The 26,140-nt window shown below is 52.2% G+C and carries 26 protein-coding genes; 18 read left to right on the top strand and 8 right to left on the bottom strand.

Annotated elements, in window-relative coordinates; translation table 11 throughout:
- Both RI563_RS01520 and RI563_RS01515 read left to right on the top strand, forming a co-directional pair.
- Nucleotides 1-230 (top strand): hypothetical protein (locus RI563_RS01520; RefSeq protein WP_310692571.1); only part of this gene is annotated, 230 nt, incomplete at its 5' end.
- Nucleotides 231-512: 282 nt separating this feature from the next.
- Nucleotides 513-1,760 (top strand): MgtC/SapB family protein, encoded by a 1,248-nt coding sequence (locus tag RI563_RS01515; protein ID WP_310692570.1) that lies wholly within the window; start codon nt 513-515, stop codon nt 1,758-1,760.
- Nucleotides 1,761-2,165: 405 nt separating this feature from the next.
- On the opposite strand, the gene rne is transcribed toward RI563_RS01515, so the two are convergent.
- Nucleotides 2,166-5,189 (bottom strand): ribonuclease E, encoded by a 3,024-nt coding sequence (gene rne / locus RI563_RS01510; protein WP_310692569.1) that lies wholly within the window; start codon nt 5,187-5,189, stop codon nt 2,166-2,168.
- Nucleotides 5,190-5,621: 432 nt separating this feature from the next.
- On the opposite strand from rne, the gene rluC reads away from it, so the two are divergent.
- The 3 genes from rluC to RI563_RS01495 all read left to right on the top strand — a co-directional run bounded on the left by rluC (nt 5,622) and on the right by RI563_RS01495 (nt 8,288).
- Complete coding sequence (gene rluC, locus RI563_RS01505; RefSeq protein ID WP_310692568.1) at nt 5,622-6,590, top strand: 23S rRNA pseudouridine(955/2504/2580) synthase RluC; 969 nt, start codon at nt 5,622-5,624, stop codon at nt 6,588-6,590.
- A complete protein-coding gene (locus tag RI563_RS01500; protein ID WP_310692567.1) occupies nt 6,583-7,251 on the top strand; it encodes an HAD-IA family hydrolase in 669 nt (222 codons plus the stop codon). Before rluC ends, RI563_RS01500 begins: the two co-directional genes overlap by 8 nt.
- 65 nt (nt 7,252-7,316) lie before the next feature.
- Nucleotides 7,317-8,288 carry a S49 family peptidase gene (locus tag RI563_RS01495; RefSeq protein WP_310692566.1) on the top strand — a complete coding sequence of 324 codons (972 nt, stop codon included), beginning with the start codon at nt 7,317-7,319 and terminating at the stop codon, nt 8,286-8,288.
- 24 nt (nt 8,289-8,312) lie between these two features.
- Here the strand turns inward: RI563_RS01495 and RI563_RS01490 are convergent, their stop codons facing one another.
- On the bottom strand, nt 8,313-8,993 hold the full coding sequence (locus RI563_RS01490; RefSeq protein WP_310692564.1) for an alpha/beta hydrolase: 681 nt from the start codon (nt 8,991-8,993) through the stop codon (nt 8,313-8,315).
- 427 nt (nt 8,994-9,420) lie between these two features.
- Here RI563_RS01490 and RI563_RS01485 point away from each other — a divergent pair, with 427 nt between their 5' ends.
- The 8 genes from RI563_RS01485 (at nt 9,421) to fabG (ending at nt 15,405) form a co-directional block, all read left to right on the top strand.
- Complete coding sequence (locus RI563_RS01485; RefSeq protein ID WP_310692563.1) at nt 9,421-9,621, top strand: helix-turn-helix transcriptional regulator; 201 nt, start codon at nt 9,421-9,423, stop codon at nt 9,619-9,621.
- Nucleotides 9,622-9,801: 180 nt separating this feature from the next.
- Entirely contained in the window at nt 9,802-10,083 is a 282-nt protein-coding gene (locus RI563_RS01480) for a phosphopantetheine-binding protein (RefSeq protein WP_317622840.1), read from the top strand.
- A 43-nt stretch (nt 10,084-10,126) separates the two neighbouring features.
- Nucleotides 10,127-10,438, top strand: coding sequence for a hypothetical protein (locus tag RI563_RS01475; RefSeq protein WP_310692560.1), 312 nt, complete (start codon nt 10,127-10,129; stop codon nt 10,436-10,438).
- The gene (locus RI563_RS01470; protein WP_310692558.1) at nt 10,431-11,324 is read left to right on the top strand and encodes a lipid A biosynthesis acyltransferase; all 894 of its coding nucleotides are present in this window, start codon (nt 10,431-10,433) and stop codon (nt 11,322-11,324) included. Before RI563_RS01475 ends, RI563_RS01470 begins: the two co-directional genes overlap by 8 nt.
- Nucleotides 11,321-11,887, top strand: coding sequence for a LolA-related protein (locus tag RI563_RS01465; RefSeq protein WP_310692557.1), 567 nt, complete (start codon nt 11,321-11,323; stop codon nt 11,885-11,887). Before RI563_RS01470 ends, RI563_RS01465 begins: the two co-directional genes overlap by 4 nt.
- A complete protein-coding gene (locus RI563_RS01460) occupies nt 11,880-14,168 on the top strand; it encodes an MMPL family transporter (RefSeq protein WP_310692556.1) in 2,289 nt (762 codons plus the stop codon). The genes RI563_RS01465 and RI563_RS01460 overlap by 8 nt, the downstream gene beginning before the upstream one ends.
- 32 nt (nt 14,169-14,200) lie before the next feature.
- Nucleotides 14,201-14,689, top strand: coding sequence for a hypothetical protein (locus RI563_RS01455; RefSeq protein WP_310692555.1), 489 nt, complete (start codon nt 14,201-14,203; stop codon nt 14,687-14,689).
- Complete coding sequence (fabG, locus tag RI563_RS01450; protein WP_310692553.1) at nt 14,686-15,405, top strand: 3-oxoacyl-ACP reductase FabG; 720 nt, start codon at nt 14,686-14,688, stop codon at nt 15,403-15,405. The genes RI563_RS01455 and fabG overlap by 4 nt, the downstream gene beginning before the upstream one ends.
- Before the next feature lie 34 nt (nt 15,406-15,439).
- On the opposite strand, the gene RI563_RS01445 is transcribed toward fabG, so the two are convergent.
- Complete coding sequence (locus RI563_RS01445; protein ID WP_310692552.1) at nt 15,440-16,834, bottom strand: glycosyltransferase; 1,395 nt, start codon at nt 16,832-16,834, stop codon at nt 15,440-15,442.
- 79 nt (nt 16,835-16,913) lie between these two features.
- Here RI563_RS01445 and RI563_RS01440 point away from each other — a divergent pair, with 79 nt between their 5' ends.
- Nucleotides 16,914-17,303, top strand: coding sequence for a hypothetical protein (locus RI563_RS01440; protein WP_310692551.1), 390 nt, complete (start codon nt 16,914-16,916; stop codon nt 17,301-17,303).
- A 118-nt stretch (nt 17,304-17,421) separates the two neighbouring features.
- Here RI563_RS01440 and RI563_RS01435 read toward each other — a convergent pair whose 3' ends face one another.
- From RI563_RS01435 to RI563_RS01415, 5 genes are all read right to left on the bottom strand, one after another.
- A complete protein-coding gene (locus RI563_RS01435) occupies nt 17,422-17,799 on the bottom strand; it encodes a group 1 truncated hemoglobin (protein ID WP_310692550.1) in 378 nt (125 codons plus the stop codon).
- 117 nt (nt 17,800-17,916) lie between these two features.
- Nucleotides 17,917-18,492: a TetR/AcrR family transcriptional regulator gene (locus RI563_RS01430; protein WP_310692549.1), complete on the bottom strand. Its 576-nt coding sequence runs from the start codon at nt 18,490-18,492 to the stop codon at nt 17,917-17,919.
- Between the two features lie 398 nt (nt 18,493-18,890).
- Complete coding sequence (locus tag RI563_RS01425) at nt 18,891-19,472, bottom strand: nucleoside triphosphate pyrophosphatase (RefSeq protein ID WP_310692548.1); 582 nt, start codon at nt 19,470-19,472, stop codon at nt 18,891-18,893.
- 139 nt (nt 19,473-19,611) lie between these two features.
- Nucleotides 19,612-21,435 carry a sodium-extruding oxaloacetate decarboxylase subunit alpha gene (gene oadA, locus RI563_RS01420; RefSeq protein ID WP_310692547.1) on the bottom strand — a complete coding sequence of 608 codons (1,824 nt, stop codon included), beginning with the start codon at nt 21,433-21,435 and terminating at the stop codon, nt 19,612-19,614.
- Nucleotides 21,436-21,600: 165 nt separating this feature from the next.
- A complete protein-coding gene (locus tag RI563_RS01415) occupies nt 21,601-23,019 on the bottom strand; it encodes an acetyl-CoA carboxylase biotin carboxylase subunit (protein WP_310692546.1) in 1,419 nt (472 codons plus the stop codon).
- 209 nt (nt 23,020-23,228) lie between these two features.
- On the opposite strand from RI563_RS01415, the gene RI563_RS01410 reads away from it, so the two are divergent.
- The 4 genes from RI563_RS01410 (at nt 23,229) to RI563_RS01395 (ending at nt 26,072) form a co-directional block, all read left to right on the top strand.
- Nucleotides 23,229-23,759, top strand: coding sequence for a YceD family protein (locus tag RI563_RS01410; protein ID WP_310692545.1), 531 nt, complete (start codon nt 23,229-23,231; stop codon nt 23,757-23,759).
- Between the two features lie 14 nt (nt 23,760-23,773).
- Entirely contained in the window at nt 23,774-23,950 is a 177-nt protein-coding gene (rpmF, locus tag RI563_RS01405; RefSeq protein WP_310692544.1) for a 50S ribosomal protein L32, read from the top strand.
- Nucleotides 23,951-24,081: 131 nt separating this feature from the next.
- Nucleotides 24,082-25,110 carry a phosphate acyltransferase PlsX gene (gene plsX / locus RI563_RS01400; RefSeq protein WP_310692542.1) on the top strand — a complete coding sequence of 343 codons (1,029 nt, stop codon included), beginning with the start codon at nt 24,082-24,084 and terminating at the stop codon, nt 25,108-25,110.
- On the top strand, nt 25,107-26,072 hold the full coding sequence (locus tag RI563_RS01395; RefSeq protein WP_310692541.1) for a beta-ketoacyl-ACP synthase III: 966 nt from the start codon (nt 25,107-25,109) through the stop codon (nt 26,070-26,072). Before plsX ends, RI563_RS01395 begins: the two co-directional genes overlap by 4 nt.
- Nucleotides 26,073-26,140: the final 68 nt, after the last annotated feature.

The following is a 26,140-nucleotide window of genomic DNA, read 5'->3' as shown; positions in this document are numbered from 1 at the left end:
CCGGCAAGAAAACCGGCAAGAAAACCAGCAAAAAGAAAATAGCAAAGAAGACGGCAAGCAAAAAGAAAGCGGCAAAGAAGAAGACAGCCAAGAAGGCGACTGGTAAAAAGAAACCGGCGGCAAAAAAGGCCGCCAAGAAAAAGGTTGTCCGGAAAAAAACAACCAAAAAGAATACCGCTAAAAAGAAAGTCAGCAAGAAAAAGCCGGTCAGGAAAAAAGCACGTGGTTAGGCAATAAAGATTGCTGGAGGGCGGTCATAAACCCCGCAAATTGACGGCCGTACAGGCCCTTTGTTGTCGATCCCGTATCTGGGTGCACATATACGGCGTTCTGTCATGACAATCTTTAAAGTAGCCTGGGTGTCATTTAAGGTTATATCGTATAAACAGAAGATTAATCACGCTGCGTCTCTTATGGCAATTATATCTGAGTAGGTAAGTTGTTCACGGATTTGTCATGTTGTGGTATCTACCGCTAGAATTAACCTGTTGGCCACAGATATGACAAACATAATGCTGGAAACTTTTACACAACTTGGTATCGCCATTGCCATTGGTCTGATCATCGGCCTGGAACGGGGCTGGAAAGGACGCGAAAGGGAAGAGGGGAGCCGGGTTGCCGGTTTGCGGACCTTTGGCCTGATTGGGCTGCTGGGCGGTTTGTGGGCGCTTCTGGCCGAAACACAGGGCCAGGGGTTGATCCTGGTCAGTCTGGCCTTTGTCGCGCTGACGGCGCTGTTGATCGTCGGCCATTATCTGGCAGTCAAACAAAGTGGTGATTTCGGTATCACCACAATCGTTGCCGCATTGATTGGCTTCGCCCTGGGCGCCCTGTCTGTCAGTGGTGAAATGCAGGTTGCCGTGGCCGGGGCAATTGTGACGGCCATTATCCTGAGCCTCAAGTCGCTACTGCATGGGTGGTTGCGGCTGATCGATTATGACGAACTGAGTGCCATTTTAAAGCTGGCCCTGATCTGGGTAGTTATTCTGCCGTTATTACCCAATCAGGGTTACGGGCCCTGGCAGGCGATCAATCCTTATCAGATATGGTGGATGGTGGTGTTGATTGCCGGGATCTCGTTTGCCGGTTATGTTTCCATCAAGATCGTCGGGGCCAATAAGGGGTTGCTGATAACCGGCTTTCTTGGCGGGCTGGTTTCCTCCACCGCGGCCACGATAAATCTCTCCAAGCTGGCTCAGAAGCAGGCGCGTGTACCGGTGATTTGTGCCGCTATTTTGTTGGCCGAAACCATCATGTTTCCACGGATGTTACTGGAAATTGCCGTGGTGAATCGTGAATTGCTGGTTTTCGCATGGCTGCCGGTATTGATCATGATGATTGTTATGCTGGGGGGTGTTCTCATTATCTGGGGACGCAAGGAACAGTCGGGCGACGGGGAGCTGTCGGTCACCAATCCGTTTCAAATCAAGATGGCATTGCAGTTCGGGCTGTTGCTGGCGGCAGTAATGTTTCTTGCCGAGGCCGCTCTGGCCTGGCTAGGTGATACCGGCATCTATCTGGTTGCCCTGATCTCGGGTGTTGCCGATGTGGATGCTATCACACTCTCGCTTGCCTCCATGGCCAAAAGCGATCTGGCAGCGGAGACGGCAATACGTGGGATCGTCATTGCGGCGATCGTTAATACGCTGTTTAAAACCGCGCTGGCGTTATTTATCGCCGGTCGACAAATGTTCTGGCGTCTGTTCCCGGTGGCGGTGGCCGCCTGCGGCGCAGGGGGCCTGAGCCTGTTATGGGTTTAATTAAACCCGGGTGAACCGCCGCCTTTGGCGGTGAGACACAACCAGGCTATGCCATTGCGGTGTGCCTCGTTGGAAAGTGGCCCCTTTGAATCCGACAAGTATTCGAGGAGGCGATCAGGCTGGAAATATAGCCAGTTTGGGAGTGCCCTGCGCGGTGTGTTCGCTGTCTCGGTGGTGATACCGGTTCTGGTTCCGACGGGCAGTAGACAGAAAATGCTTGTCTCTCGCCGAGCCACCACGGCGCAAAAGAAGCCGGATAATGCTCATACTCAGCGCGCTCTGCGTCTCTGCGAGCGTATTATAGCCGTTTATCGTTGGTATAAACTTGAGTAACGGCTAATCGTTGTTTATCTCCAATAAAAAAGGAGGCGCAAGGCCTCCTTTTTTATCGCCTTGATCGTCTGATCAGTTGTCCGGTTTGTCAGCAAGATTCCGATTGCTGTCGGCTTGCCGACGGCGCTCATCATCCGAATCGTCCGATTCCTGATTGGCCGGTGTACGGGTTTCCACCTGTACCAGGGAGGAGTCTGCCGGCTTGTTCTCGGCGGGTTTTGACTCCCTGGTGTTTTCTGTCGCGGCCGACCTGGAAGCCGACGGCGTTTCTGCCGCAGGTGCTGTCGTCGGTGACGAGGAGTCTGCCGGCTTGTTCTCGGCGGGTTTTGACTCCCTGGTGTTTTCTGTCGCGGCCGACCTGGAAGCCGACGGCGTTTCTGCCGCAGGTGCTGTCGTCGGTGACGAGGAGTCTGCCGGTTTGTTTTCAGCGGGTTTTGAATCGCTGCTGGTGGTGTTGTTTTCTGGCGCAGCCGGTTTGGGAGCTGATGAAGCGGCATAGCTGCTTTGCGTCGGTTCATTGGCCGACGGTGCAGAGGCTTCGGGCTTGTCGACCGGTTTTTCCGCCGGTTTAGTTACCGTTGCAGTAGAACCGACTGTGTCGCCCTGATCGGTATGGCTTGCCGACGTCGTGGGAGAGTCGTTTTTCTCCCCAGCAGCCGGGGCCGGGTTATCGCTTGACTGTGGAGTGTCGGTTTTATCCCGGGCGCGGGTTTCCTCACCACGGTCGCTGGCGCGCATGCGGGGATGCGAGCCACTGTTATCACTCTTTCTGTCGTTGCGATTACCGCCACCGGAACGCCCGTTGGTTTTGGTCTTGCCGCTTTGCTCACTTTTATCCGACTTATTCTGCTCGGGTTTGTTGTCCGGTTTGCCAGATTTGTCCTGTTCAGATTTGTTGTCCGACTTGCCAGACTTGTCCTGTTCAGGCTTGTTATCCGACTTGTCAGGTTTATCTTGTTCGCCTTGCTTGTTATCGGGCTGGCTGGATTTATTCTGGTTCGGCTTGTCATCCGCTTTGGCGGTTTTATCCGACGGGCCTTGTTGCCCATTGTCGCTTTGTTGCTGATCATCGCCGCGATTTTCTCCCGAGGATGAACGCCGCCGCCGGCGACCGCCTCGGCGTCCACGCCGGCTACTGGAGCTGCGTTGTTGTTCGCCCTGAGCGCCGCTCTCAGCTGGTTTGGATTTGTTTTCGTCGCTCTGAACGGCAGTCTCACCGGTCGGTTTACTTTCGGCCTGTTTGGTCGCCGGTTTGTTGCTGGCCTGACTCTGACCGCTGCCGTTTTGATTACGGCGGTTTTGCTGCGGCTTGCGGCGCTGACCTTCGCCGGCGGTGGTTTTGCGACGGGGGCGATTACTGCTGGCAGTCTCCTGGCGAGCAGGTTTGCGCGCTCGGGATTCACCGGTCCCGAACAGGGCGCGCCACAGGCGAACCAGCAGGCCGGGTTGAACGGGTTGATCAGGTGTTGCGACCGGTCGTGGGGTCGCCGGGGCCACGGATTTGACGGCCGGTTCTTCCGGCGGCGTGGCGGTGGAACTGATGGAGGCGGACAGGGTTTCCAGGCCTTCTTCATCCTGACGTTCGACCAGCTGGAAGCTCTGTTTGTTTTCCTCCAGCGAGGGATCGTCATCGCGGATACGGGTGACTTCGAAGTGGGGCGTTTCCAGATCGGTATTCGGTATCAGCAGGATTTTGACCTTCTGCCGGCTTTCGACCTCCTGCAACACCTCGCGTTTTTCATTTAACAGGAAGGTCGCGGCGTCGACCGGCAACTGCGCGACCACGCGCGCTGTTTTTTCCTTCATGGATTCTTCTTCGACCAGCCTCAGGATCGACAGCGCCAGCGATTCGATACCGCGAATGGTGCCGTGACCGCTGCAGCGCGGGCAGATGATCTGGCTGGATTCACCCAGCGAGGGACGCAGACGCTGGCGTGACATTTCCAGCAGGCCAAAGCGCGAGATACGGCCGATCTGGACCCGGGCACGATCCGCCTTGAGCGCCTCGCGCAGCCGGTTTTCCACTTCACGCTGATTGCGCGCCGGCGTCATATCGATAAAGTCGATGACCACCAGCCCGCCCATGTCGCGCAGGCGCAGCTGGCGGGCGATCTCCTCGGCCGCCTCAAGATTGGTATTGAGTGCGGTCTCCTCGATGTCGGCGCCCTTGGTGGCACGCGAGGAGTTGATATCGATGGAGATCAGCGCCTCGGTGTGATCGATGACCACCGAACCGCCGGACGTCAGGCGCACCTCGCGTTGAAAGGCGGATTCGATCTGCGATTCGATCTGATAACGGGTAAACAGCGGCACCGGATCCTGATACAACTTGATCTTGTTCAGGTTGTGCGGCATTACCTGGTTCATGAACTCGCGGGCCTGTTCATAAACACCGGGTTCATCGATGATGATTTCGTTGATGTCGTTGCGGAAATAGTCGCGAATCGAGCGGGTGATCAGGTTGCTTTCCTGATAAACCAGAAACGGCGCGTTTTTCTGCGCGGAGGCTTCCTCGATCGCTTTCCAGAGATTGACCAGATAATCCAGATCCCACTGCAGCTCTTCGACATTCTTGCCGACGCCGGCGGTGCGGATAATGATGCCCGTGTCCTGGGGAATTTCCAGCTGGGCGAGGGCATCACGCGCTTCGTTACGATCGTCGCCCTCGATGCGGCGGGAGACCCCGCCCGCACGCGGGTTATTCGGCATTAACACCAGATAGCGCCCGGCCAGGCTGATGAAGGTGGTAAGGGCCGCGCCCTTGTTGCCACGCTCTTCCTTGGCCACCTGGATGACCAGTTCCTGGCCTTCCTTGACCGCGTCCTTGATGTTCAGCTTGCCGCCGGGATCGACACCTTCACGGAAATATTCGCGGGAGATTTCCTTGAGAGGCAAAAAGCCGTGACGTTCGGCACCGTAATCGACAAAGGCGGCCTCGAGGCTGGGCTCGATGCGGGTAATCTTGCCTTTATAGATGTTGGATTTTTTGGATTCGCGGGCGGTGGTTTCGATATCCAGATCGTAAAGCCGCTGGCCATCAACCAGCGCAACCCGCAACTCTTCCGGCTGAGTTGCGTTGAACAACATTCTTTTCATTGTATAACCTTTATACGTGCATGCGCTCTAACCCCGGTCGGATGGATCCGGACCGGTGGGCAATGCCACAACAGACCTTCTGCTGCACGAAGCCGAAAATCGCCGACAGCCGGCGTGATACGCGAGACTCACCCGGTTTCGTGCTGGTCTGCCCACCCGGTCGCGAAACGTGTCGCGGTACCCGGGGAGCGCGTATGTTCATCCACGGCTATTCGTCGTGTTAACAGGTCGCGAATAGCCACATTTATCTTGCTGAGATCACCTGCCCGAGGCAGATGATGGAAAACCGGTTTTTGACCGTCTGCGCCGTCCTGTATTCATTCAGAGATACAGCAGCAACGCGCTCCCGTATTAACCGGAAGTCTGCCGAATATATCAGTGTTGCGCCAGAGCATCAATCTTTAGATAAGAAATGCTAGAATAGCGCGCAATATGGCGACAAAAAGCAGCAATCCGGCCTCTACGGGGGTCAAAATGGTGACAATCGGCCCGGAACAGGCCGGCCAGCGGATCGACAACTTCCTCCTTACCCGGCTCAAGGGCGCGCCCCGCAGTCTGATTTACCGCATCCTGCGCAAGGGTGAGGTGCGGGTCAACAAGGGCCGCATCCAGGCGCCGTACCGGCTCAAGGAGGGGGATCAGGTGCGCATTCCGCCGGTGCGTCTGGGTGACAGGGCGGTCACCACGCCGGCCGAGCGGGTCTTGCGCCAGGTCGAGGCCAGCATCCTGTTCGAGGACAAGCGGATTGTGATTTTGAACAAACCCAGTGGCCTGGCAGTCCATGGCGGCAGCGGCATCAGCTACGGGGTGATCGAGGCCCTGCGCGCATTGCGCCCGGATGCGCCGTTTCTGGAGCTGGTCCACCGGCTGGATCGGGACACCTCCGGTTGTCTGATTATCGCCAAAAAACGCAGCGCCCTGCGCACTTTGCACGAGCTGCTGCGCGAAAACCGTATTGACAAGCATTATCTGGCACTGGTTAAAGGGGAATGGCATGGTGGCCCGGCCCGTATCGAGGCCCCGCTGAAAAAGAATGTACTCTCTTCCGGCGAGCGGATCGTGCGTGTCGATCCCGAGGGCAAAGCTGCCATCAGCCTGTTTCGCCCCCTGGCGGTTAATCCGACTGCCTCGCTGCTCGATATCAAACTGGAAACGGGGCGCACCCACCAGATCCGGGTGCATGCCACCCACGAAGGCCACCCGATCGCCGGCGATGACAAATACGGTGATGAAAATTTCAACAAACAGCTGCGCAATCTGGGGTTAAAGCGACTGTTTTTGCATGCCCGGCGGCTGGTATTTGCATTTGACGACGACGGCCCCCATATTGACGTCACCGCGCCGCTGGAGGCGTCGTTGCATGACGTACTGACTGAACTGAAGCTGGAGTTCCATGAATAATACACAACTGATCATTTTTGACTGGGATGGCACCCTGATGGATTCGGAAGGGGAGATACTTACCTGCATGCGTGCCGCGATCGAGGATCTCCAGCTCGAGCCCCGCACCGACAATGAACTGAAAAACATTATCGGTCTGGGTTTGCAGGAAGCGCTGCGTACCCTGTATCCGCAAGGCAGTAACGCCGAGTTATTGCAACTGACCGCGCGCTACCGTTATCACTTTCTCGAATCCCCGCGCCAGCCGTCGGAGCTGTTCGCCGGCGCCAGAACGATGGTCGAAGAACTACACAAGGCCGGTCATTTCCTGGCTGTGGCGACCGGTAAAGGGCGCAATGGCCTGAACAAGGTCCTGGAACAGACCGGACTGGATGATTATTTTCACACCACCCGCTGCGCCGATGAATGTCATTCCAAACCCCACCCACAGATGTTGCATGAAATCATGGATTACCTGGGCGTGGAGGCAGACAGGGCACTGATGATCGGTGATACTGAATACGACCTGCTGATGGCCAGCAACGCCGGTGTTAAATCCCTGGCTGTCACTTACGGCGTGCATGAAAGGCAGCGCTTGCTGGATTGCCAGCCCCTGGAGTGCGTGGATAGCATTAAGCAATTGCACGGCTGGCTGAAAGAGAAAGCCAATCTGGCTGCCTGACGCTGTTATGTTCTGGAGACACCAATCGCAGAATGAATCAAATAGACAAGAATGGAACCGATAACATGAGTGACGAACAAAAGAACCCGGACTCTTCCACACAACAATGGCAGCAGGATGTTATCAATCGCCTGGCTTTTGCGGCACTGAACGAGCAGAAAAAAAGCCGTCGCTGGAAGATATTTTTCGTGCTGCTGTTTATTTCCTATCTGTTTCTGGTCTACTTCACCACATTCGTCACCCCCGACTCGGCAGGCACGGCCCTGACCGCTAAAAAACATACCGCGCTGGTTGAGATCAAAGGAGTTATTGCCGACGACCAGTCGGCGAGCGCCGATAACATCGTCACCGGCCTGCGCAATGCATTCAAAAATGAAAAAGTGCAGGGGGTTATCCTGCGCATCAATAGCCCCGGTGGAAGCCCCGTTCAGGCCGGCTATGTCAATGACGAAATCGCCCGGCTACGCGAACAGTATCCCAACACGAAGGTCTATGCGGTCATCACCGACATCGGTGCTTCTGGTGGTTATTACATTGCCGCCGCCGCCGACGAAATTTATGCTGACAAGGCCAGTCTGGTCGGTTCTATCGGCGTAATAATGAACAACTTCGGGTTTACTGAGGCTATGGATAAACTCGGCATCGAGCGGCGCATGTACACCGCCGGTGAAAATAAAGGTTTTCTGGATCCCTTCAGTCCCGCACATAAAGAGGACGTACAACACGTCAAGTCTATGTTGAACAACATACATCAACAGTTTATCGACACCGTCAAAAAAGGACGTGGCGATAGACTGACAGATAATCCCGATTTATTCAGTGGCCTGATATGGACCGGTGAACAGAGTCTTGAGCTGGGTTTGATTGACGGACTGGCAAGCAGCAGCTACGTGGCCCGCGAGATCATCCAGGCGGAAAACATTGTCGACTATACCCCCAGACCGGATTTCTTCGAACGCTTTACACGCCAGTTCGGTGCCGCCATGGGTCAGGCGATAAGCAAAACAATGGGACTGGAAGGCGGGTCGATTCGGTAAAATTCGGTTAGTTATACGCTAATGCTACGGCGTCTGGGTGGTAGCGGATTGCAAGGGCTTTATCATGCCCATTTGCAGAAGTTCCTCCCAGAGTCTGGACCAGGTTCGCCAATCGTGATTACCATCAATAGCATGAATATTCTCGGATGGCAGAAGTCGTTCGAACTCGCTGTACCGGGAGGCAAAACCATCCTGGCGGCCATAAGCCAGATAAATATTTTTCAAAGAACTACGCTTTTTGAAGGCGGCAAGGCGCTCCCAGTTTGTATACGGAACACGTTCAGATACGGAAGATAAATTCTCACTGTCGATAAATTGGCGTATTTGATGGAGAAAGTCCTCTTCTTTGTTGACGCCGACATACGGGGACAAAAGCACCACCCCTTCGATTGTTTCAGGCTGATCCAGGTAGTACGAAAGTGCATTATATCCCCCCAACGATATGCCGATTAGCCAGAAAGACTGATAACCTTTTTTACGCGCAGGGATGATAACGTCTTCCATGAAGCGTTGAGAGAAATTGCCTCGTACCAGGTATGCAATGTTCGCATCCACCGAAAGAAAGTCATGTTCAATATCATTTTTGCGTGCTATTTCGATAAAACCATGGGTTTTAAATTCAGCAGGTTTATCCCAAATTCCGGGTAATAGTATGACAAGTTGTCGGGTGTCATTCTCCTTGGAATGATCCCAGGTCATTTTCATTGGATTGCTCGCATGCGGAAGATATGAACATGAACTAAAAACGAGCGAAAAAACAAAATAAAACAGGGGACTGGTGATAATAAATTTTGGGAACATGAAAATCTATTTAGCCATGTACGTAGTTTATTCTGAGCAGCAAATTTTTATTCAACCTGGCATGCTAAATCAATCAAATAATAATATTCAATGTGTAAATTGAGTGAATCAGAGTATTCATTAGTCTAAGTATCGCGGATTTTTCGCAATTCCCGGGTTATCAGAATTGGTTGGTTAATGATTTTCTGGTCCACAATCATAACCTGACTATTGACGGTGCTGGATCGTATCTAATATAGTTCTTTATACAACATATTGATTTCCTTTAGTACAAAATGCGCTGCTGTAGACCGCATTAGCTTCAGTTAATATTCTTAAAAAGAAACCAATCATGGTCAAATGTCATCTTTCGAAAATAATGGGTGAAAAGAAGCTGAAAATATCGGATGTGGCACGGGATACAGGGATTAGTCGGGGCACAATTACTCGTTTGTATCAGGAAACAGCACAGCGGATCGAAATCGGTGTCCTCAATAAACTGTGCCGATATCTTGATTGCCAGGTCGGTGATTTGTTTGAAATAACCGATTAGTAATTCCTGTTAAACAACAAAGCTGCCCATACTGCAGGCCAGTTTGAAATTATAATTATATAGTCAGGATAACAGTCTATCCGCCATTGAGTAACAATTTATGCAACTGGTGCTTTGTTCGATATTGTTGCTTGTCAATGATGTGGCAGAATAGTGCATACTAAACAAGAGGAGTTTGTCGTGGGGATGACGAATTTTGAAAGCGAGATTGCAGGCTTGATTATCGAGTCGCTTAATCTTGAGGATGTGGAAGTTAAGGATATTAATCCCGAAGACCCGTTGTTCAACGAAGGCCTTGGTCTGGATTCTATTGATGCTCTTGAGTTGTCGGTTGCGCTATCACAAAAATACGGAATAAGCCTGCGCGCCGATAATCCCGATATTCAAAATATCTTCTCTTCCCTTCGGATGTTGGCCTCCTATGTTGAATCGAATGCAACTATGGCTGAAAAACCTGGTTGAAAGTTATCGATAATTGCCGTCCTGATTGCCGCAGCATTATTTTATGATTATATCGTCGTTTTGTGTTTCTCGGGCTCATCCCTCACTGGAGGGACATTTTCCCGGAAACCCGATTGTTCCAGGGGTTGTCGCCCTGGAGCTGATATTGGAGGCGCTTATGAGGGAGGTTGACGACGTTTATATTCACGGTTTCCCGCAAGTCAAGTTTCATGCGCCAATTTATCCCGAGCAAGACGTTAGTATTCGATTTACCCATAAAAAAGATTGTGTGTACGATTTCATTTGTGAAGTCGGAGATAAAAAAGTGATTTCAGGGAAAATCAAACTCGCACTCAACGGGGACAGCAATGGCTGATAACTGGGAGGTACAAAAAGAACGCAGTAACCCTTTTCTGCTGAGATTTATATGTAAATTTGCTTTGAGTATGCCCAGGTCCATTGCACGTTTATGGTTATGGCCAATCAGCCTTTATTTTTTCTGTTTTTCCCCTGCTGCCCGTAGCGCTTCATCTGACTACCTTCGTCGTCACCCGAACATGTCAAGTGATACAGGGTCAATTTACAAGCACATCCATACATTCGCCTCGGTTATCCTTGATCGCGTCTATTTTATTACCGGTCATTTCGAGAAATTCAATATCAGTTATGATCTTGATCAGGAAGCTCTTGCCGTACTGGATGGCAAGGATGGGGCTATTTTACTTGGGGCGCATATAGGTAGCTTTGAGGCTATGCGTTGCCTGGCAATCAAGCAAGCTGATTTTGATCTTAAAATACTGATGTATCGCGACCATAATGCGATGATAACCCGCATTCTTGATGAGTTAAATAGTGATATTGCCAACTCTGTTATTAATATTTCTGACGCTAACGCCTTGTTACAGGCACAAGAGTTCGTTGAAACAGGCGGTGTTATTGGTTTGCTCGGCGATAGAGGAGTTGCGGGTGAGAAAGTCTGTCAATCCAGCTTGTTAGGTGACAAGGTTGAGATTCCCGCAGGACCATTTTCACTGTCACTGATTCTGAGGGTGCCAGTTGTGGTATTTTTCGCAACTTATGCCGGTGGTAATAACTACCATATAACACTTAAAAAACTCTGTGATCCTATAGATGTACCAAGAAATCGTAGATCAGAAATTATTCGAGAACTAACAAGCGATTATATTTTTCAAATTGAAAATATTTTGCGTCGTTATCCCTACAACTGGTTCAATTTTTATGACTACTGGGGTGCCAAGTGAGTCGCTTATGGATTTTTATTGTTGGAGTAGTTTTTTCGTCTCTTGTGCATGCTGATTTCCTTGATCAAAGACTGAGTAGTATAGCCGCCAACAGTGAGCTTACGGCACCGTTTACGGAAATCTGGCGGGCCGATTATCTTGACGAGGATGTTGTTAATCACGGTTCTTTACATTTCAAACCACCGAATATTCTGGTTAAGGAAATTATTTCGCCTGACTCGTTGATTTACACTGTTTCCGGGGATTCGGTCAAGATTCAGCAGGGCGAGAAAATACAACATATTAAATTATCAAGCAGCCCTGAATTAGCAATGGGCATCAACACCATGAGAATGCTGTTGCGAGGTGACCGAGATGGTCTTGAGGAAATGTTTCTAATCCAGCTTCGTTATTCCGATAAAAATTTTCAGTCCTGGGCTATTGAGCTTTTTCCAAGATCGACCTATAAGAAAGTTAAGATCAAAAAAATTACAGTCATCGGTAACGAAGATGATTTACGTGAAATTGAAGTCGATTATGTAGATAATTCTGTCCACATAACTCGCATAAGTCCGAATGAATAATACCCGTTCTCCAGTTCTGCATGCGATATGGCTTATAGCGATTTCCCTGCTATTAGCCTATCTGATTTTGCATATGGAGGTTATCACGGATATCAAGCAGTTCATGCCGGTTGATAAAGAAGATGGTACGTTTCATGCCTTGCAAAGCGAAATTCTGACTGGGCATGAATCTACATCGATGCTGCTGAATATTCATGGAGCCAATGCCGAAAGACTCGTGAAGCTGAGTCGCGCCTTACGCGAAGAGGTTTCTTTCACAGAAAAAAATGCAATGATTCGCAACGGTGAGGGCAGTTTCGATACTACAGGCATTGAAATTCTCGAGGAAAATCGTTTTCTACTTGTTGATACAGACTGGTCTGTCGAAGGGTTGAAAAGGGCGTTTCAATCCCGCCTTTTTGAACTGCGCCAGGGACAGGGGCCGGTGATTGGACAATCGATCAAGTCTGATCCTTACCTCTCTGTAAAAAAATATTTCGAATTGATAAAACGCCCGACTTCCCTGGATGAAAATTATCCGGTCTGGTATGCCGAGGGAATTGGCGCGATACTGCGTGTTGACTTCGGCACAAGTAATATTGATCTTGATACGATCGAGCGGGTTCAGTCTACACTGCGGAGCAAATTTCAGGAGTTGTCGCCAACGACATCAGCTAAGCTGGAAATAACCGGTCCCGGTGCGATTGCTGTCGCCACACGCGCTGAAATTCAGTCCGTCACTCATAAATTAAGTTTGGCAATCCCTCTGCTGTTGCTTCTGGTCTTCTGGGTTGCGTATCAGTCGGTTTATCTGATCTGGTTTTCCGTCATTCCTCTAATCACCGGCGCCCTGGTTGGATTGGTCATTACCCAACTAATTTTTACGAGCATTCATGGTGTCGTTATCGCTTTCGGAATAACCATGCTAGGGGTTGCGCTGGATTATCCCGTTCATCTTTTCAGTCATAAATACAAGGACGAACAATTATTAACCACGGCGAAACGAATCTGGCCTGTTTTGCGTCTGGGTGGCCTCACTTCTGCGATTGCATTTCTTGTTTTATTATTCAGCGGCTTTGAAGGACTTTCACAACTCGCCGTATATGCTTTTTCCGGGCTGATTATCGCTTTACTATTAACTCGATATTTCCTGCCTCATGTTGTCAGTTCAGATAAAGTAAAACCGAGAGTTTATGTGAATGGAGAAGTCATCCCGCCATTTTCTGCAAGCGTGATTTTGGTATTGATTGTTCTCGTAGTTTTGTTTCCCTGGATGCAAAGCGATGTCTACTGGAATGATAGTGTAGATGCGGTCAGTCCTGTATCTCCTGAGTGGAAAGAGCAGGATGCGAGGCTAAGAAATGTTATCGGCGGAATAGAGGTATCAGATGTCTTTGTGCTCGCTGACACAGATTTGGATCGCTTACTTATTTCCACCGAACAGCTATCCAGACAGCTAAATGAGCTCGTCACAGAAGGGGTTGTTAAATCCGTTCTGCCTGTTACAGACTTTTTACCTTCAAGCGAACAACAGCAGGCTCGTCAAGATAAAATACCACAAAGCAAGGAGCTGAATGACCATGTTCGGCGCGCTGTTGAAAATATGCCATTCAAAGCGTCGGCTTTTAAGGAATTTGTTCGACAGGCGGAGAGAACAAAACAACAAGATTTTATTTCATATGATGAGATATTACGGACACCCGCTCGGCCGTTTGTCCGGCAAGGGCTTATCGAAGCGCAGGGGCGGTGGCTATCTGTGATTCGTATTAGCGGGCTGTCGGCGCCGGATAGGCTTATGCATTGGTTGGATGAAAATCCAGACGTTAGCCAATATCACGTTAACATCAAAGATCAGGTGAGTGACCTGTTTGCGTTGTACAGAAATCGCACTCTGTCCGGCGTGTATTTTGTGCTGGCAATCCTCGCGGCAGTTGTTTTTTTACACAGCAAAAAAATCACAACGTCACTGCGTGTGATTTCTCCGGTAGTTATTGGTGTGGCCGGCGGGCTTGCTGCCGGACTGTTATGGGGGGAAGGATTAAATATCTTCCACCTGATGGCGGTATTTCTAGTGATCGGGATGGGGCTTGACTATAGCCTGTTTTTTAATCATGGTCGCGGAAAATCGGCTGTTTTTGCAAGAAGTCTTCATGCTGTCAGCGTCAGCGCAGTAACAACGGTAACGTTATTTTTGTTTCTTGCCTTTTCTGCGATACCTGTCTTGTCCGCCATGGGAGGTGTCATTGTGGCAGGGGTCTTTATAAGCTTTATGACTGCCTGGATGATATCAAGGATTGGCTGAATCTCCATGGTGTTCTTGTTACTTGAATAATTATGAGTCTATTTGATAATTTTATTATGAGAAAATCAAGCGCAACCGTGATCGATAAAAATAGAATTTGCAAGCGAATTCCGCATGCCGGCGATATGTGTCTGATAGAGAGCGTCATGCAGTGGGATAAGGACTCGATTACCTGTCTATCTCGCACGCATGTTGACACCAATAATCCGTTGCGCGATGCAAACAAACTACCTGTCTCCGCGTTGGTTGAGTATGGTGCACAAACGATGGCGATTCACGGCGCTCTGGTAAACGAGCAGTGTGGCGAGCATCAGGGAGGCTATCTCGCTGCATTAAAGAATGTTCGATTTTATGATGGTGATTTGTCGAACATTCAGGAAGAAATCATTATTAGCGCCAAAAAGATATATTCCGATGGAAAAAATATGATTTATGATTTTTCAGTATCAGCCATTGAAAAAGAACTGGTATCAGGACGTGCTACTGTATTTGGTGGCGACGTAACGGGTGAGCATCTATGAAGCGTGCATTGGTGACCGGGGGTAGCGGGGATATTGGCGGGGCGATTGCCCGGTCTCTTGCTGCGGAAGGTTGTTTTGTCTATGTTCATGCTAATACTAATCTTGAACAGGCTGCACGAGTGGCAGATGAGATTAATTATAACGGAGGTCACGCTTGTCCGGTGCAATTTGATATTAGTGACCGAAAAGAGGTCTTTACCCGACTTGAAGAGATTCTCGAGTCTGGCACGATTCAGGTGCTGGTCAATAATTCCGGTGTTCATGATGACGCGGTTATGGCAGGAATGCAGGCCGAACAGTGGGATAATGTTATTGATGTGAATCTCACAGGTTTTTTTAATGTCACCCAGCCGTTGCTTTTGCCTATGATCAAGACCCGCTGGGGAAGGATTATCAATATTTCATCGGTGGCCGGGGTAATGGGAAACCGTGGCCAGGCCAATTATGCAGCCGCCAAGGCTGGAATAATCGGTGCCACAAAATCTATGGCCCAGGAAATGGGATCGCGCGGTATTACTGTGAATGTCGTCGCGCCGGGTATTATTCAAGGCTCCATGACACAGGAGATATTTGATAAGGAAACAATCAAACGTCTGGTGCCGATGTCTCGTTCGGGCAAACCGGAGGAGGTCGCTAATGTGGTTGCGTTTTTGGCCTCTGAGTCTGCCAGTTATGTTTCCGGTCAGGTTATCGGTGTAAACGGCGCTATGATATAAACTCGGAGGACTTTATTCCTAATGAACCAGTCGGCTATCTGGCGCTGATACGCGATAGCCAGGCTCTGTTATGGGTGATTCTGGAATATAATAAGCCTGTAATATACCAGTGGAGTAAAAACGCTTCACCGATATATTTTGCTATCATTCTATCTGAGGTGATTGTATTTGCAGGGCAAAGGCTGACCTTGAACCCAAATTGTCGGGCCATAGTGCCCGCACGCGCAAGGTGGTAAGGGCTCGTAATCAGGGTGATTTCCAGGTTGCCACAAGGAAAATTTTCGCGAAGTTGTGCAAGATTTTCCAGCGTATTGCGCGATTTTTCCTCGCAATGAATCTGGTCTGGTTTTACACCCTGGTCTATCAGGTAGTCTGCACCCGCGCTGGACTCGCTGATTTCCGAATCCACGGTAATCCCGCCTAACACGTAAAACTCGAGATACTTGTTCTTGTTGTAAAGCTGGTATGCGGTTTTCAGCCGTGCAATGTATTCTTGATCCGGCTGGTTGTTTTTCAGTTGTTTACCCAGTATCACCACATAATCGCGATCTGCCTTGCAGGTTGCTTCTCTTGCTGTCTTTGTGACATACAACAAGATGATCAGTAGTGAAATACCCAGTGTCATAATCATGACAAGTAGAGAGAGCAGCCCCATAAGGTACCCGGCATATTCGGGTTTGCCCTGGTAATCAGGTAATAATCGGGGTTTGATTGCCGAGCGATACAGACCTTGCGGGTACATTCCGCGACGGAATAGATGTCCGGCTACCATGAGCGTAATCAGTGTAATATCCCTGACCCCACGAAAATGACTTGGCCGCGCATCCTGGGTGTAGATGGCCGGTATGGAGACAGCCTTGCTCTTGATGCCGCGTCGTGCTGCCTTGATTAAAATCTCGCTCTCGAAGACGAAGCTGCTGCGCTTCGAAGTGGATATCTTAAGATTCTCAAACAGTCGGGCAGGGTAAATTCTGAATCCGGACTGACTGTCTGACATCGGATAACCTGCCGCCCAGGCCAGCCAGAAATTGGCAATCCGGTTGGCATAGTAGCGTTTTGCCGGAATTGCCGATTTGTCTGCCAGTCGGGCTCCGATAATGATGTCGTCCGGGTGTTGTTCCACTTTGCTCAGCAAACGAGGTATGTCCGACGGCGAATGTTGGCCGTCACCGTCGAGTGTTACGTAATAGTCTACCCGGTGTTTTCTCGCTTCCTGGATGCCATCCCAGAGGCTGGCCGCCTTACCCTGGTTTTGTGCGTGTTCAATCAGTGTGACAGGGAGATCTTTAATCACCTGTGAGGTTTCATCACGTGAACCGTCATTCACCACGATCACTATATTAGCGAAATCTAATGCGGATTTGACAACATCGCGTAGCGTCCTGGCTTCGTTATAGGCCGGAATTATGATGGCGTAGCTGCTAGACATGTGACTGTATAATTTTATACACTATTTTTGTGTTAGTTTAGCACAGATGGTACAACACAAAATATAGATGGGAGGGAAAATGAAATTCTCAAAATGGATGATGATGGGGTTACTGCTGGCTATCACAGCGCTGGCGGGTTGTCGTTCGAACCCGGTGATGAATGTCGATGATGCAGCAATTTCCCTGCAAAAACAGCCTTCGATCGAACAGGTTGAAAAGGCCATTATTCGTGCCGGCAGTTCGCTAGGCTGGAATATCAAGAAGGTAGAACCGGGCAAGATGGAAGGTCGTCTCATGATCCGGAGTCATGTTGCTGTAGTGGATATTACCTATGACACCAGGAGTTATTCGATCCATTATAAGGATTCCACGAATCTGAATTATGACGGTACCAATATTCACTCCAATTACAACGGCTGGGTGCAGAATCTGGACCGAAATATTCAGCAACAACTCATGACTCTATAATTGAGCACGGCTTGTTTCTATAAAGGGCGGTATCACCGCCCTTTTTACGTTGTCAGTACATTGGGTGAGGTACCACATCCGGTCGGCATATTCGAATGACGACCGGATATAGTAGGAACTAGCGATGCAGTATCTCGCCTTTCAGGGAATAGGCGATCGCCAGAACATCTTTCTGGCTCTGTTCATCAATTTTCTCGTCTTCCAGCGCGGACATGATGTCATCTATTGCCGCAAGATACTCGATCTCATTGATATTCATTCCACGGTGCGTCTCAGGCATCGAACGTCCCTGGTATTCCGCATTCCCGCCGCTACCGGCTTCGAGAAATGCGCAGAGATGTTGCTTGGTTGTCGCCAGTTTTTCCGGGGTGTCCAGATAGGGACGAAACCGCGCCCGGATCGTCGGGTTCTCCATGTGGTTGGCGACAATCTTCTCCACCAGCGTATGGATACCGTTACTGCCCCCCAAACGTTCATAAAGTGATGTATTTTCCATTTTCTGTCTCCTTATGGTTTGCTTTCAGGTAGTTTGGTTTACTCCACTAATAGACCGGTCGGTCTATTTTTTGCGCGACGTTTCCCGGCAACAGCAGTGGTGTAGCATATTGACGCCCTAAACCGAGGCCATGCGGAAGTAGAAATCCAGCATTTCCCGCAACGGTGCTGGATCACGTCGCAGACGGGTCCGCAAAGCCGCGCCTTCCCAGCAGTTGACGAGCAGCTCCGCCAATTTCTGCGGGTCGGTATTTTCCGCGAGATCGCCACGTTCGATCGCCTCCTCAAGGCTGACGGCGATGCGCTGGGCGATCTCGAAGAAACACAGTTCGACCTTGCGACGAAAGACCTCACTGACCCCGGACAGCTCCTGGCCCAGCCCGCCCAACAGACAACCCAGGTACCCTTCGGTGCGATATTTCTCCTCGCTGAGCTCGAAAAAATGGCGTACCCGTTCCAGCGGGGCGAGAGTTTTGTCACCCAGGCAATAGTCGAGTCCGGCATGCACCTCTTCCATGTAGAGGTCGATGGCCTGCAGGCCAAAGTCCTCCTTGGACTTGAAGTGGTGGTAGAACGAACCTTTGGGGACATCCGTCGCTTCCAGTACCGCCGTGATCCCGAGATCGTGGTAGCCGTGGCGCAGCAACATGGTCATGCCCTGTTGGAGTAAGAGCTGTTTGGTGTCGGTTGCCATTCTCGTCTCAGATCATTAATAGACCGGTCAGTCTAAGTACTATAAATAGCAGAGCGAGATTAAGTGTCAAGGAAAGCGGCGATAATAAAACGAGGCGTTCAGGATTTAATATTGGCTTTGATAAATGCTTATAAATCAGCTGCCTGGGACTTCTTTTTAAAGTACTGGACTAATAAACGAGCAGGGCAGATCGATCGGTGGTTTTCGCAGCCGTTGTGACGTTAAACAGGACAGAGGCTCCCGGGGTCGTGGCTTCTCTGGGCAGGGCACGGAGTATAAATAGCTGGCCGAAAAAACCTCACCACGACGACACGAAGTCATTATTCTGGTTTTTCTTCGGGCCTTCGTGTCTTCGTGGTAAGTTTTGTTTTGCGCCCTCTGCGGTAAGTTATAGCTTTTTAGATGATGCGAAATTCTTCCTGTTCCAGCATCCGGATCAGCCGGATCAACGGCAGTCCAATCAGGCTATTGGGATCGTCACCTTCCAATCTCTCAAACAGGGCGATGCCCAGCCCTTCGGATTTAAAACTGCCGGCGCAGTTGTAGGGGCGCTCCTTCTGTAAATAGTTCTCAATCTGAACGTCATCCAGCTGACGAAAGTGAACCTTGAAAGTCACCACGTCACACTGGGCATGATCGGTCCGACTGTTATACAGACACAGGCCGGTGAGGAAGGTAACAATTTTACCGGAGGCGGCGCGCAGTTGTTCGATGGCTTTGTCGTGACTGCCGGGCTTGCCGAGAATTTCGCCGTCGATCACCGCGACCTGATCGGACCCGATAATCAACGCCTCGGGAAATTGATCAGCCACCGCGCGGGCCTTGGTTTCGGCAAGCCGCCTGACCAGTTGCTCGGCGGACTCGCCGGCCCGTGCCGTTTCATCCACCTCGGGAGAGGCGGTATCAAACGGAATACCGAATTTTTCCAGGATGGCCTTGCGAAACGGCGACGTGGAAGCGAGTATCAGTTTTTTATTCATACAGCTTATTTTTATATTGATGATTGATCCGCAAATTAACGCAAATGAACGCAAATTTGAATAAATGTTGGGCGAGAAATATTAGCGTGTATTCGCGTTGATTTGCGGATTGATTTTTTTACAATCTGCACAGTAAACTTTATTCGATTTCTACCAGCGCCTCGTCCGGGTTAACGCTTTCGCCCTTGGTGACGTGGATGGCCTTGATGATACCTTTTATCGGCGCCTGGATCTCGGTTTCCATTTTCATCGCTTCGGTGATCAGCACCGGATCCCCGGCTTCGACCTCGTCACCGACATTGACCAGCACATCGACGATGGTGCCGGGCATGGAGGTGGAGACATGGCCGGGGGTGGTGGCCCGGGGGCGTTTGCCGGCAGCGGAACGGGCATGGCCGGTCTCGCCACCTTCACCGCCGAGGGCGATCTCATCCAGCGATTCGAGCAGGATCTCCTCGGGCACGCCGTCCACTGTCACGTAGTAGGGGCGCAGATGTTCCTTGGGATAACCGCGCCCGGTCACCTTGATGTGATAACTTTCGCCGTGCAGGGTAACGTTGAACTCGGTGGCGGCTTTTTGTCCGTTGGCGTTGTTGACGTTGGGCGGCTCAAGCGGTTCGGGGAACAGTTTGCCGTCTTCACGCTGTTGCAGAAAATCACGGCCCAGTTCCGGGAACATGGCGTAGGTCAGTACATCCTCTTCCGATTTGGCCAGGGGGCCGATCTCCTTGCGCAGTTTTTCCATCTCGGGCGGGATCAGATCGGCGGGGCGGCATTTGATCACCTCCTCGTTACCGATGGCCATGTGCTGCACCTGCGGACTGATCTCGCCCAGGGCCTGGCCGTACCGGCCCTGCAAATAGTGTTTCACCTCATTGGTGATGGTCGCATAACGCTTGTCGGCGAGCACATTCATCACTGCCTGGCTGCCAACGATCTGCGAGGTGGGCGTGACCAGCGGCGGATATCCGAGTTCCTTGCGCACCCGGGGTATCTCTTCCAGTACGTCATTCATGCGGGTGAGGGCACCTTGCTCTTTCAGCTGGTTGGAGAGGTTGGAGATCATTCCGCCGGGGACCTGGTTGACCTGGACGCGGGTGTCCATACCGGTAAATTCGCTTTCGAACTGGTGATACTTCTTGCGCACCTCGCGAAAGTAAAACCCGATCTCCTGCAGCAGTGGCAGATCCAGCCCCGGGTCATATTCGGTATCCCTGAACGCGGCGACCATGCTTTCGGTAGGCGGGTGGCTGGTACCGCCGGAGAAGGAGGAGATGGCGGTATCGAAACCGGCGGCACCGTTTTCCACCGCCTTGTAGTGACACATGTCGGCCAGCCCGGCGGTGGCGTGTGAATGGGTAAATACCGGGATATCCAGTTCACTGACCAGCGCCGAGACCAGTTGCGCGGTGACATTCGGGGTTAACAGCCCGGCCATGTCCTTGATGGCGACGCTGTCGCAGCCCATCTCCTGGATCTCCTTGCCCAGTTGTACGAAGCGATCGAGGGTATGAATCGGACTGGTGGTATAACAGATGGCGCCCTGGGCATGTTTGCCGCTTTGCTTGACGGCCTCGACCGAGACCCGGATGTTGCGCAGATCGTTCATGGCATCGAAGATGCGGAAAATATCCATGCCGTTATCCGCGGCACGGGCCACGAATTCGCGTACCACATCATCGGCGTAGTGGCGATAACCGAGCAGGTTCTGACCACGTAACAGCATTTGCAATTGCGTGTTGGGCAAGGCCTCACGCAACTTGCGTAGTCGTTCCCACGGGTCTTCTCTTAAAAACCGCACGCAGGCATCGAATGTCGCGCCGCCCCAGACCTCCAGCGACCAGTAACCGACCTGATCCAGTTTCTCACAGATCGGCAACATGTCCTCGGTGCGCATGCGCGTGGCGATCAAAGATTGATGGGCATCGCGCAAAATGGTGTCGGTAATCTTGACCTTGGGCATTAATAACTGGCTCTCATGCTGTTGCTGTTAAGGATATTGTTGCGTTGAAGAATAATCCGCAAATGCACGCAAATAAACGCGAATGTTTCGCCTGATAAATATAATTTTAGTTTGCGTAAATTTGCGTTCATTAGCGGACTGTATAATTTTTTTGACATTACCAGGTTACAGTCCCATGTTGGCGGCGATTGCCACGGCGATGGTGGCGGCGATGGCGCGGTCGTCGCGCCGTTCCGAGTACTCGACCAATTCCGGATGGGCTTCGACAAAGCCGGTGTTGAAGTGCCCGGACTGGAATTCGGCATTGCGCAGGATTTCCATATGATAGGGAATGGTGGTTTTGACACCGTAAACGCCGATGTCCTGCAAGGCGCGTAATGAACGGTCAATGACGCCGTCCCAGGTTGGCGCCCAGACGATGAGTTTGGCACACATGGAATCGTAATAGGGCGGTATTTCGTAACCGGTGTAAATGGCGCCGTCGGTGCGCACGCCCGGGCCGCCGGGGGCGAAGTAACGGGTGATACGCCCGAACCTGGGCAGAAAATCGTTTTTCGGATCCTCGGCATTGATCCGAAACTCGATGGCGTAGCCGTAGCGCCGGATGTCCTGCTGGCTGAAGCTCAGAGTCAGCCCCGAGGCGATGCGGATCTGCTCCTGGACGATGTCCACCCCGGTGATCGCCTCGCTCACCGGGTGCTCCACCTGCAGGCGGGTGTTCATCTCCATAAAATAGAAATTCTCGCCGCTGTCCATCAAAAACTCGACTGTGCCGGCGTTGGTGTAGCCGACCGCCCCGGCGGCGCGCACGGCCAGATCGCCGAGCAACTGGCGCTGTTCGTCGTTGAGCTGGGGGGAGGGGGCGATTTCCAGCAGTTTCTGGTGGCGGCGCTGGATGGAGCAGTCACGTTCCAGCAGATGGATGACATTGCCGTGCTGGTCGGCCAGGATCTGCACCTCGATATGGCGCGGATTGCCAATATATTTTTCGATGAAGACCTCGGCGCTGCCAAAGGCCTTTTCGGCCTCGGAGATGACCCGGCTGTAGCCGCGGCGCAGGTCCTGCTCATTGTCGCAGCGGCGGATGCCCCGGCCGCCGCCACCGGAGGTGGCCTTGAGCATCACCGGGTAACCGATGGCATTGGCCACGCCCACCGCGTCCTCCAGGTCGGTGACATTGCCGTCGCTGCCCGGGGTGACCGGTACCCCGGCCTTGCGCATCAGATCGCGGGCCTGGGTCTTGTCACCCATCTGGCGAATGACCCGGGATTCAGGGCCGATAAAGTGGATATTACGTCGGGCGCAAATCTCCGCCAGCTCCGGGTTTTCCGACAGAAAGCCGTAACCGGGGTGCAGGGCGTCACAGCCGGTCGCCACGGCCAGATTGACCAGACGGTGGGCGTTAAGGTAGCCGGCCACCGTGTCGGGGCCCAGGCTGTAGGCCTCGTCGGCCTTTTTCACATGCAGGGCGTAGCGATCGGCTTCGGAGTAGACCGCCACCGATTTGATGCCCAGTTCGGCGCAGGCACGGATGATCCGCACCGCGATCTCGCCGCGGTTGGCTATCAGGATTTTTTTGATCATCTAATGCCTTATATCGTGTGTGTCATCGACTCGACGTCGGGAGTTCTCTGTGTAAGTGAACCCTCGGGGCCTGTCAAGCCGCCGCGATTCGGCCCGGCAGCGGCCACCGCTATCCCGGGCGCGTCAGGCTGCGGCAGGGGTCACGGAACAGCCCGATATTCAAGGAATTTTTTGACAGCCTGATGATCCGCCGATACAATTCGCGGCCTATGTCAAGACGGCAAGATCGGCTGCCGGTACAGGTCGACCCCTACCGCCTGGCCGAACAGGGCCGGGAATATGATGGGGAGTTGCCCCTGCGCCAGATGAAGCGCCTGTTGCCCCTGTTGGCGACACAGACGGGTGCAGCGGCGGTGAGCCTGCGCTTCGAGGTGGATGAGATGGGCGTGCATTATCTGCAGGGCACCATCCAGGCCAATCTCAGCGTACCGTGCCAGCGCTGTCTTGAAGCAATGAGTTGTCCGGTCGATATCGACCTGTCACTCGGATTTGTCAGCTCCACGGCCGAGGCGGATCGCCTGCCCGGGGGCTATGAACCTTTTATAGTAGAGTCGGTACCCGTGATGCTGGCGGATATCATCGAGGATGAATTACTCCTCGCCTTGCCGCAGATACCGATGCATGAATTAGAGGAATGTCCGGCCCAGGACTACGTGGAGCCGGAGGAAGAAGAGGACAAGGCCGGTCAGGACAATCCATTTCAGGTTCTGGCCGATTTGAAAACACCGGATAAAGATTAAACGAGGTAATCCAGATGGCTGTTCAGCAGAACAAAAAATCCCCGTCCCGGCGTGGTATGCGTCGTTCCCACGATGCATTGACCGGCGCCGCGCTGTCGATCGAACCGACCACGGGGGAAACCCACCTGCGTCACCATGTCAGCCCGGACGGCTACTATCGTGGTCGCAAGGTTGTCGACAAAGGCGAATAAAGCGCCATTGCGCGTATGTCTGCCCCTGGCAGGCGCTTATACCATGAAACAATAACAACAGGGATACGGGACATGGACTTTCCATGTCCCGTCTTTGCTTGGAACGCTGAAATTTTCGAATCGACAATCTGATGACCGACACTTCGATCACAATTGCACTGGACTGCATGGGCGGTGACCACGGCCCGGACGTGGTAGTACCGGCGGCGTTCAGGGCACTCTCCCGATACCCGCAATTGCAGCTGATTCTGGTGGGCCAGGAAGCGGTGATCGAAAAGGCAATTGCCGCGCAAAAGCAAACCAGCGACCGGTTGACGATCCAGCATGCCACTGAAGTAGTGGGGATGGATGAACTGCCTTCGCATGCTCTGCGCGGCAAGAAAGACTCCTCCATGCGCGTGGCTATCAATCTGGTCAAGGAAGGCAAGGCCCAGGCCTGTGTCAGTGCCGGTAACACCGGCGCCCTGATGGCCACCGCCCGGTTTGTCCTGAAGATGCTGCCCGGCATCGATCGCCCCGCTATTTGCACCACCTTGCCGACCATCGAAGGCCACACCCATGTGCTCGATCTGGGTGCCAATGTCGACTCCGATGCTCAGACGCTGCTCGAGTTCGCGGTGATGGGTTCGGCATTGACTGCGGCGGCCGATAACAAATCAGAACCGACGATTGGCCTGCTCAATATCGGCGAGGAAGAGATCAAGGGTAACGAGCGGGTCAAGGAAGCGGCACGTCTGCTGGCCAAGAGCAAACTCAATTATATCGGTTACGTTGAAGGTGACGGCATCTTCAAAGGCGCCGCCGATGTGATCGTTTGTGATGGTTTTGTGGGTAATGTCATGCTCAAGACCACCGAAGGCGTGGCCAAGATGATCAGCTTTTACATGAAGCAGGAATTCAAACGCAACCCGCTGACCCTGCTGGCCGGCCTGATCGCCATGCCGGTACTCAAAGCGTTTAAAAAGCGTATCGATCCCCGCGAATACAACGGTGCCAGCTTGCTGGGACTGCAGGGCATCGTGATTAAAAGTCACGGCAGTGCGGATGCCTATTCGTTTGCCACCGCCATCTCCGAAGCGGTGCTGGAAGTGAACAAGAATGTCCCGGCCCGGATTACGCGAGTGCTGGAGAGCCAGTTGGCAGAGAGGCAGGCAAGTTGATCTATTCACGCATAACAGGAACCGGCAGTTACCTGCCCGAAAAGATTCTGACCAATCAGGATCTGGAAAAGATCGTGGAAACCTCGGACGAATGGATCACCGATCGGACCGGGATCAAGGAACGCCATATCGTGGAGAACGAGACCACCTGCGATCTCGCCGAACAGGCGGCGCGCCGCGCGATCAACGCCGCCGGTATTGAACCGGCGGATATCGACATGATCGTCGTCGCCACTACCACGCCCGATCGGGTCTTTCCCAGCACCGCCTGCCTGTTGCAGCAACGCCTCGATATTCACGGTTGTCCGGCGTTCGATATCCAGGCGGTCTGTACCGGTTTCGTTTATGCACTGAGCGTGGCTGATCTCTACGTCAAGTCCGGTACGGTCAAAAATGCGTTGATCGTCGGCGCCGAGACACTATCCAATATTATCGACTGGACCGATCGCAGTACCTGTGTACTGTTTGGCGACGGTGCCGGCGCGGTGGTCCTGTCCGCCAGCGACGAGCCGGGGGTCCATTCCACCCACATTCATGCCGACGGCCAGTACAAGGAACTGTTGACCGTGCCGGCCGGGATCGCCGAACATCCGCAGCAATTCAAGGACGGTTCGGCCCGTATACAGATGAAGGGCAACGAAGTCTTCAAGGTGGCGGTCAACACACTGGGCCGTATCGTCGATGAGACCCTGGCAGCCAACAACATGGACAAGTCCATGATCGACTGGCTGGTGCCACATCAGGCGAACATTCGCATCATCGCCGCCACCGCGCGCAAACTAAACATGTCGATGGACAACGTCGTTGTCACCGTCGGCGAACACGGCAACACCTCCGCCGCCTCGATCCCACTCGCTTTCGACATCGCCGTACGTGACGGCCGCATCAAGCGCGGCGAACTGATCATGCTGGAAGCCTTCGGCGGCGGCTTCACCTGGGGCTCGGCGCTGCTCACATTCTAGGCTCTGGAAATCAACGCAGAGTTCGCGGAGTCGCAGAGGCGCGGAGACGAAAAATATAATTGTGAATG

This window comes from Thiohalophilus sp. (assembly GCF_031581315.1).
In the GTDB taxonomy this organism is placed as follows: domain Bacteria; phylum Pseudomonadota; class Gammaproteobacteria; order UBA6429; family Thiohalophilaceae; genus Thiohalophilus.
The sequence above is the reverse complement of the archived record's forward strand: the minus strand, read 5'-3'. Positions and strand labels throughout refer to the sequence as shown.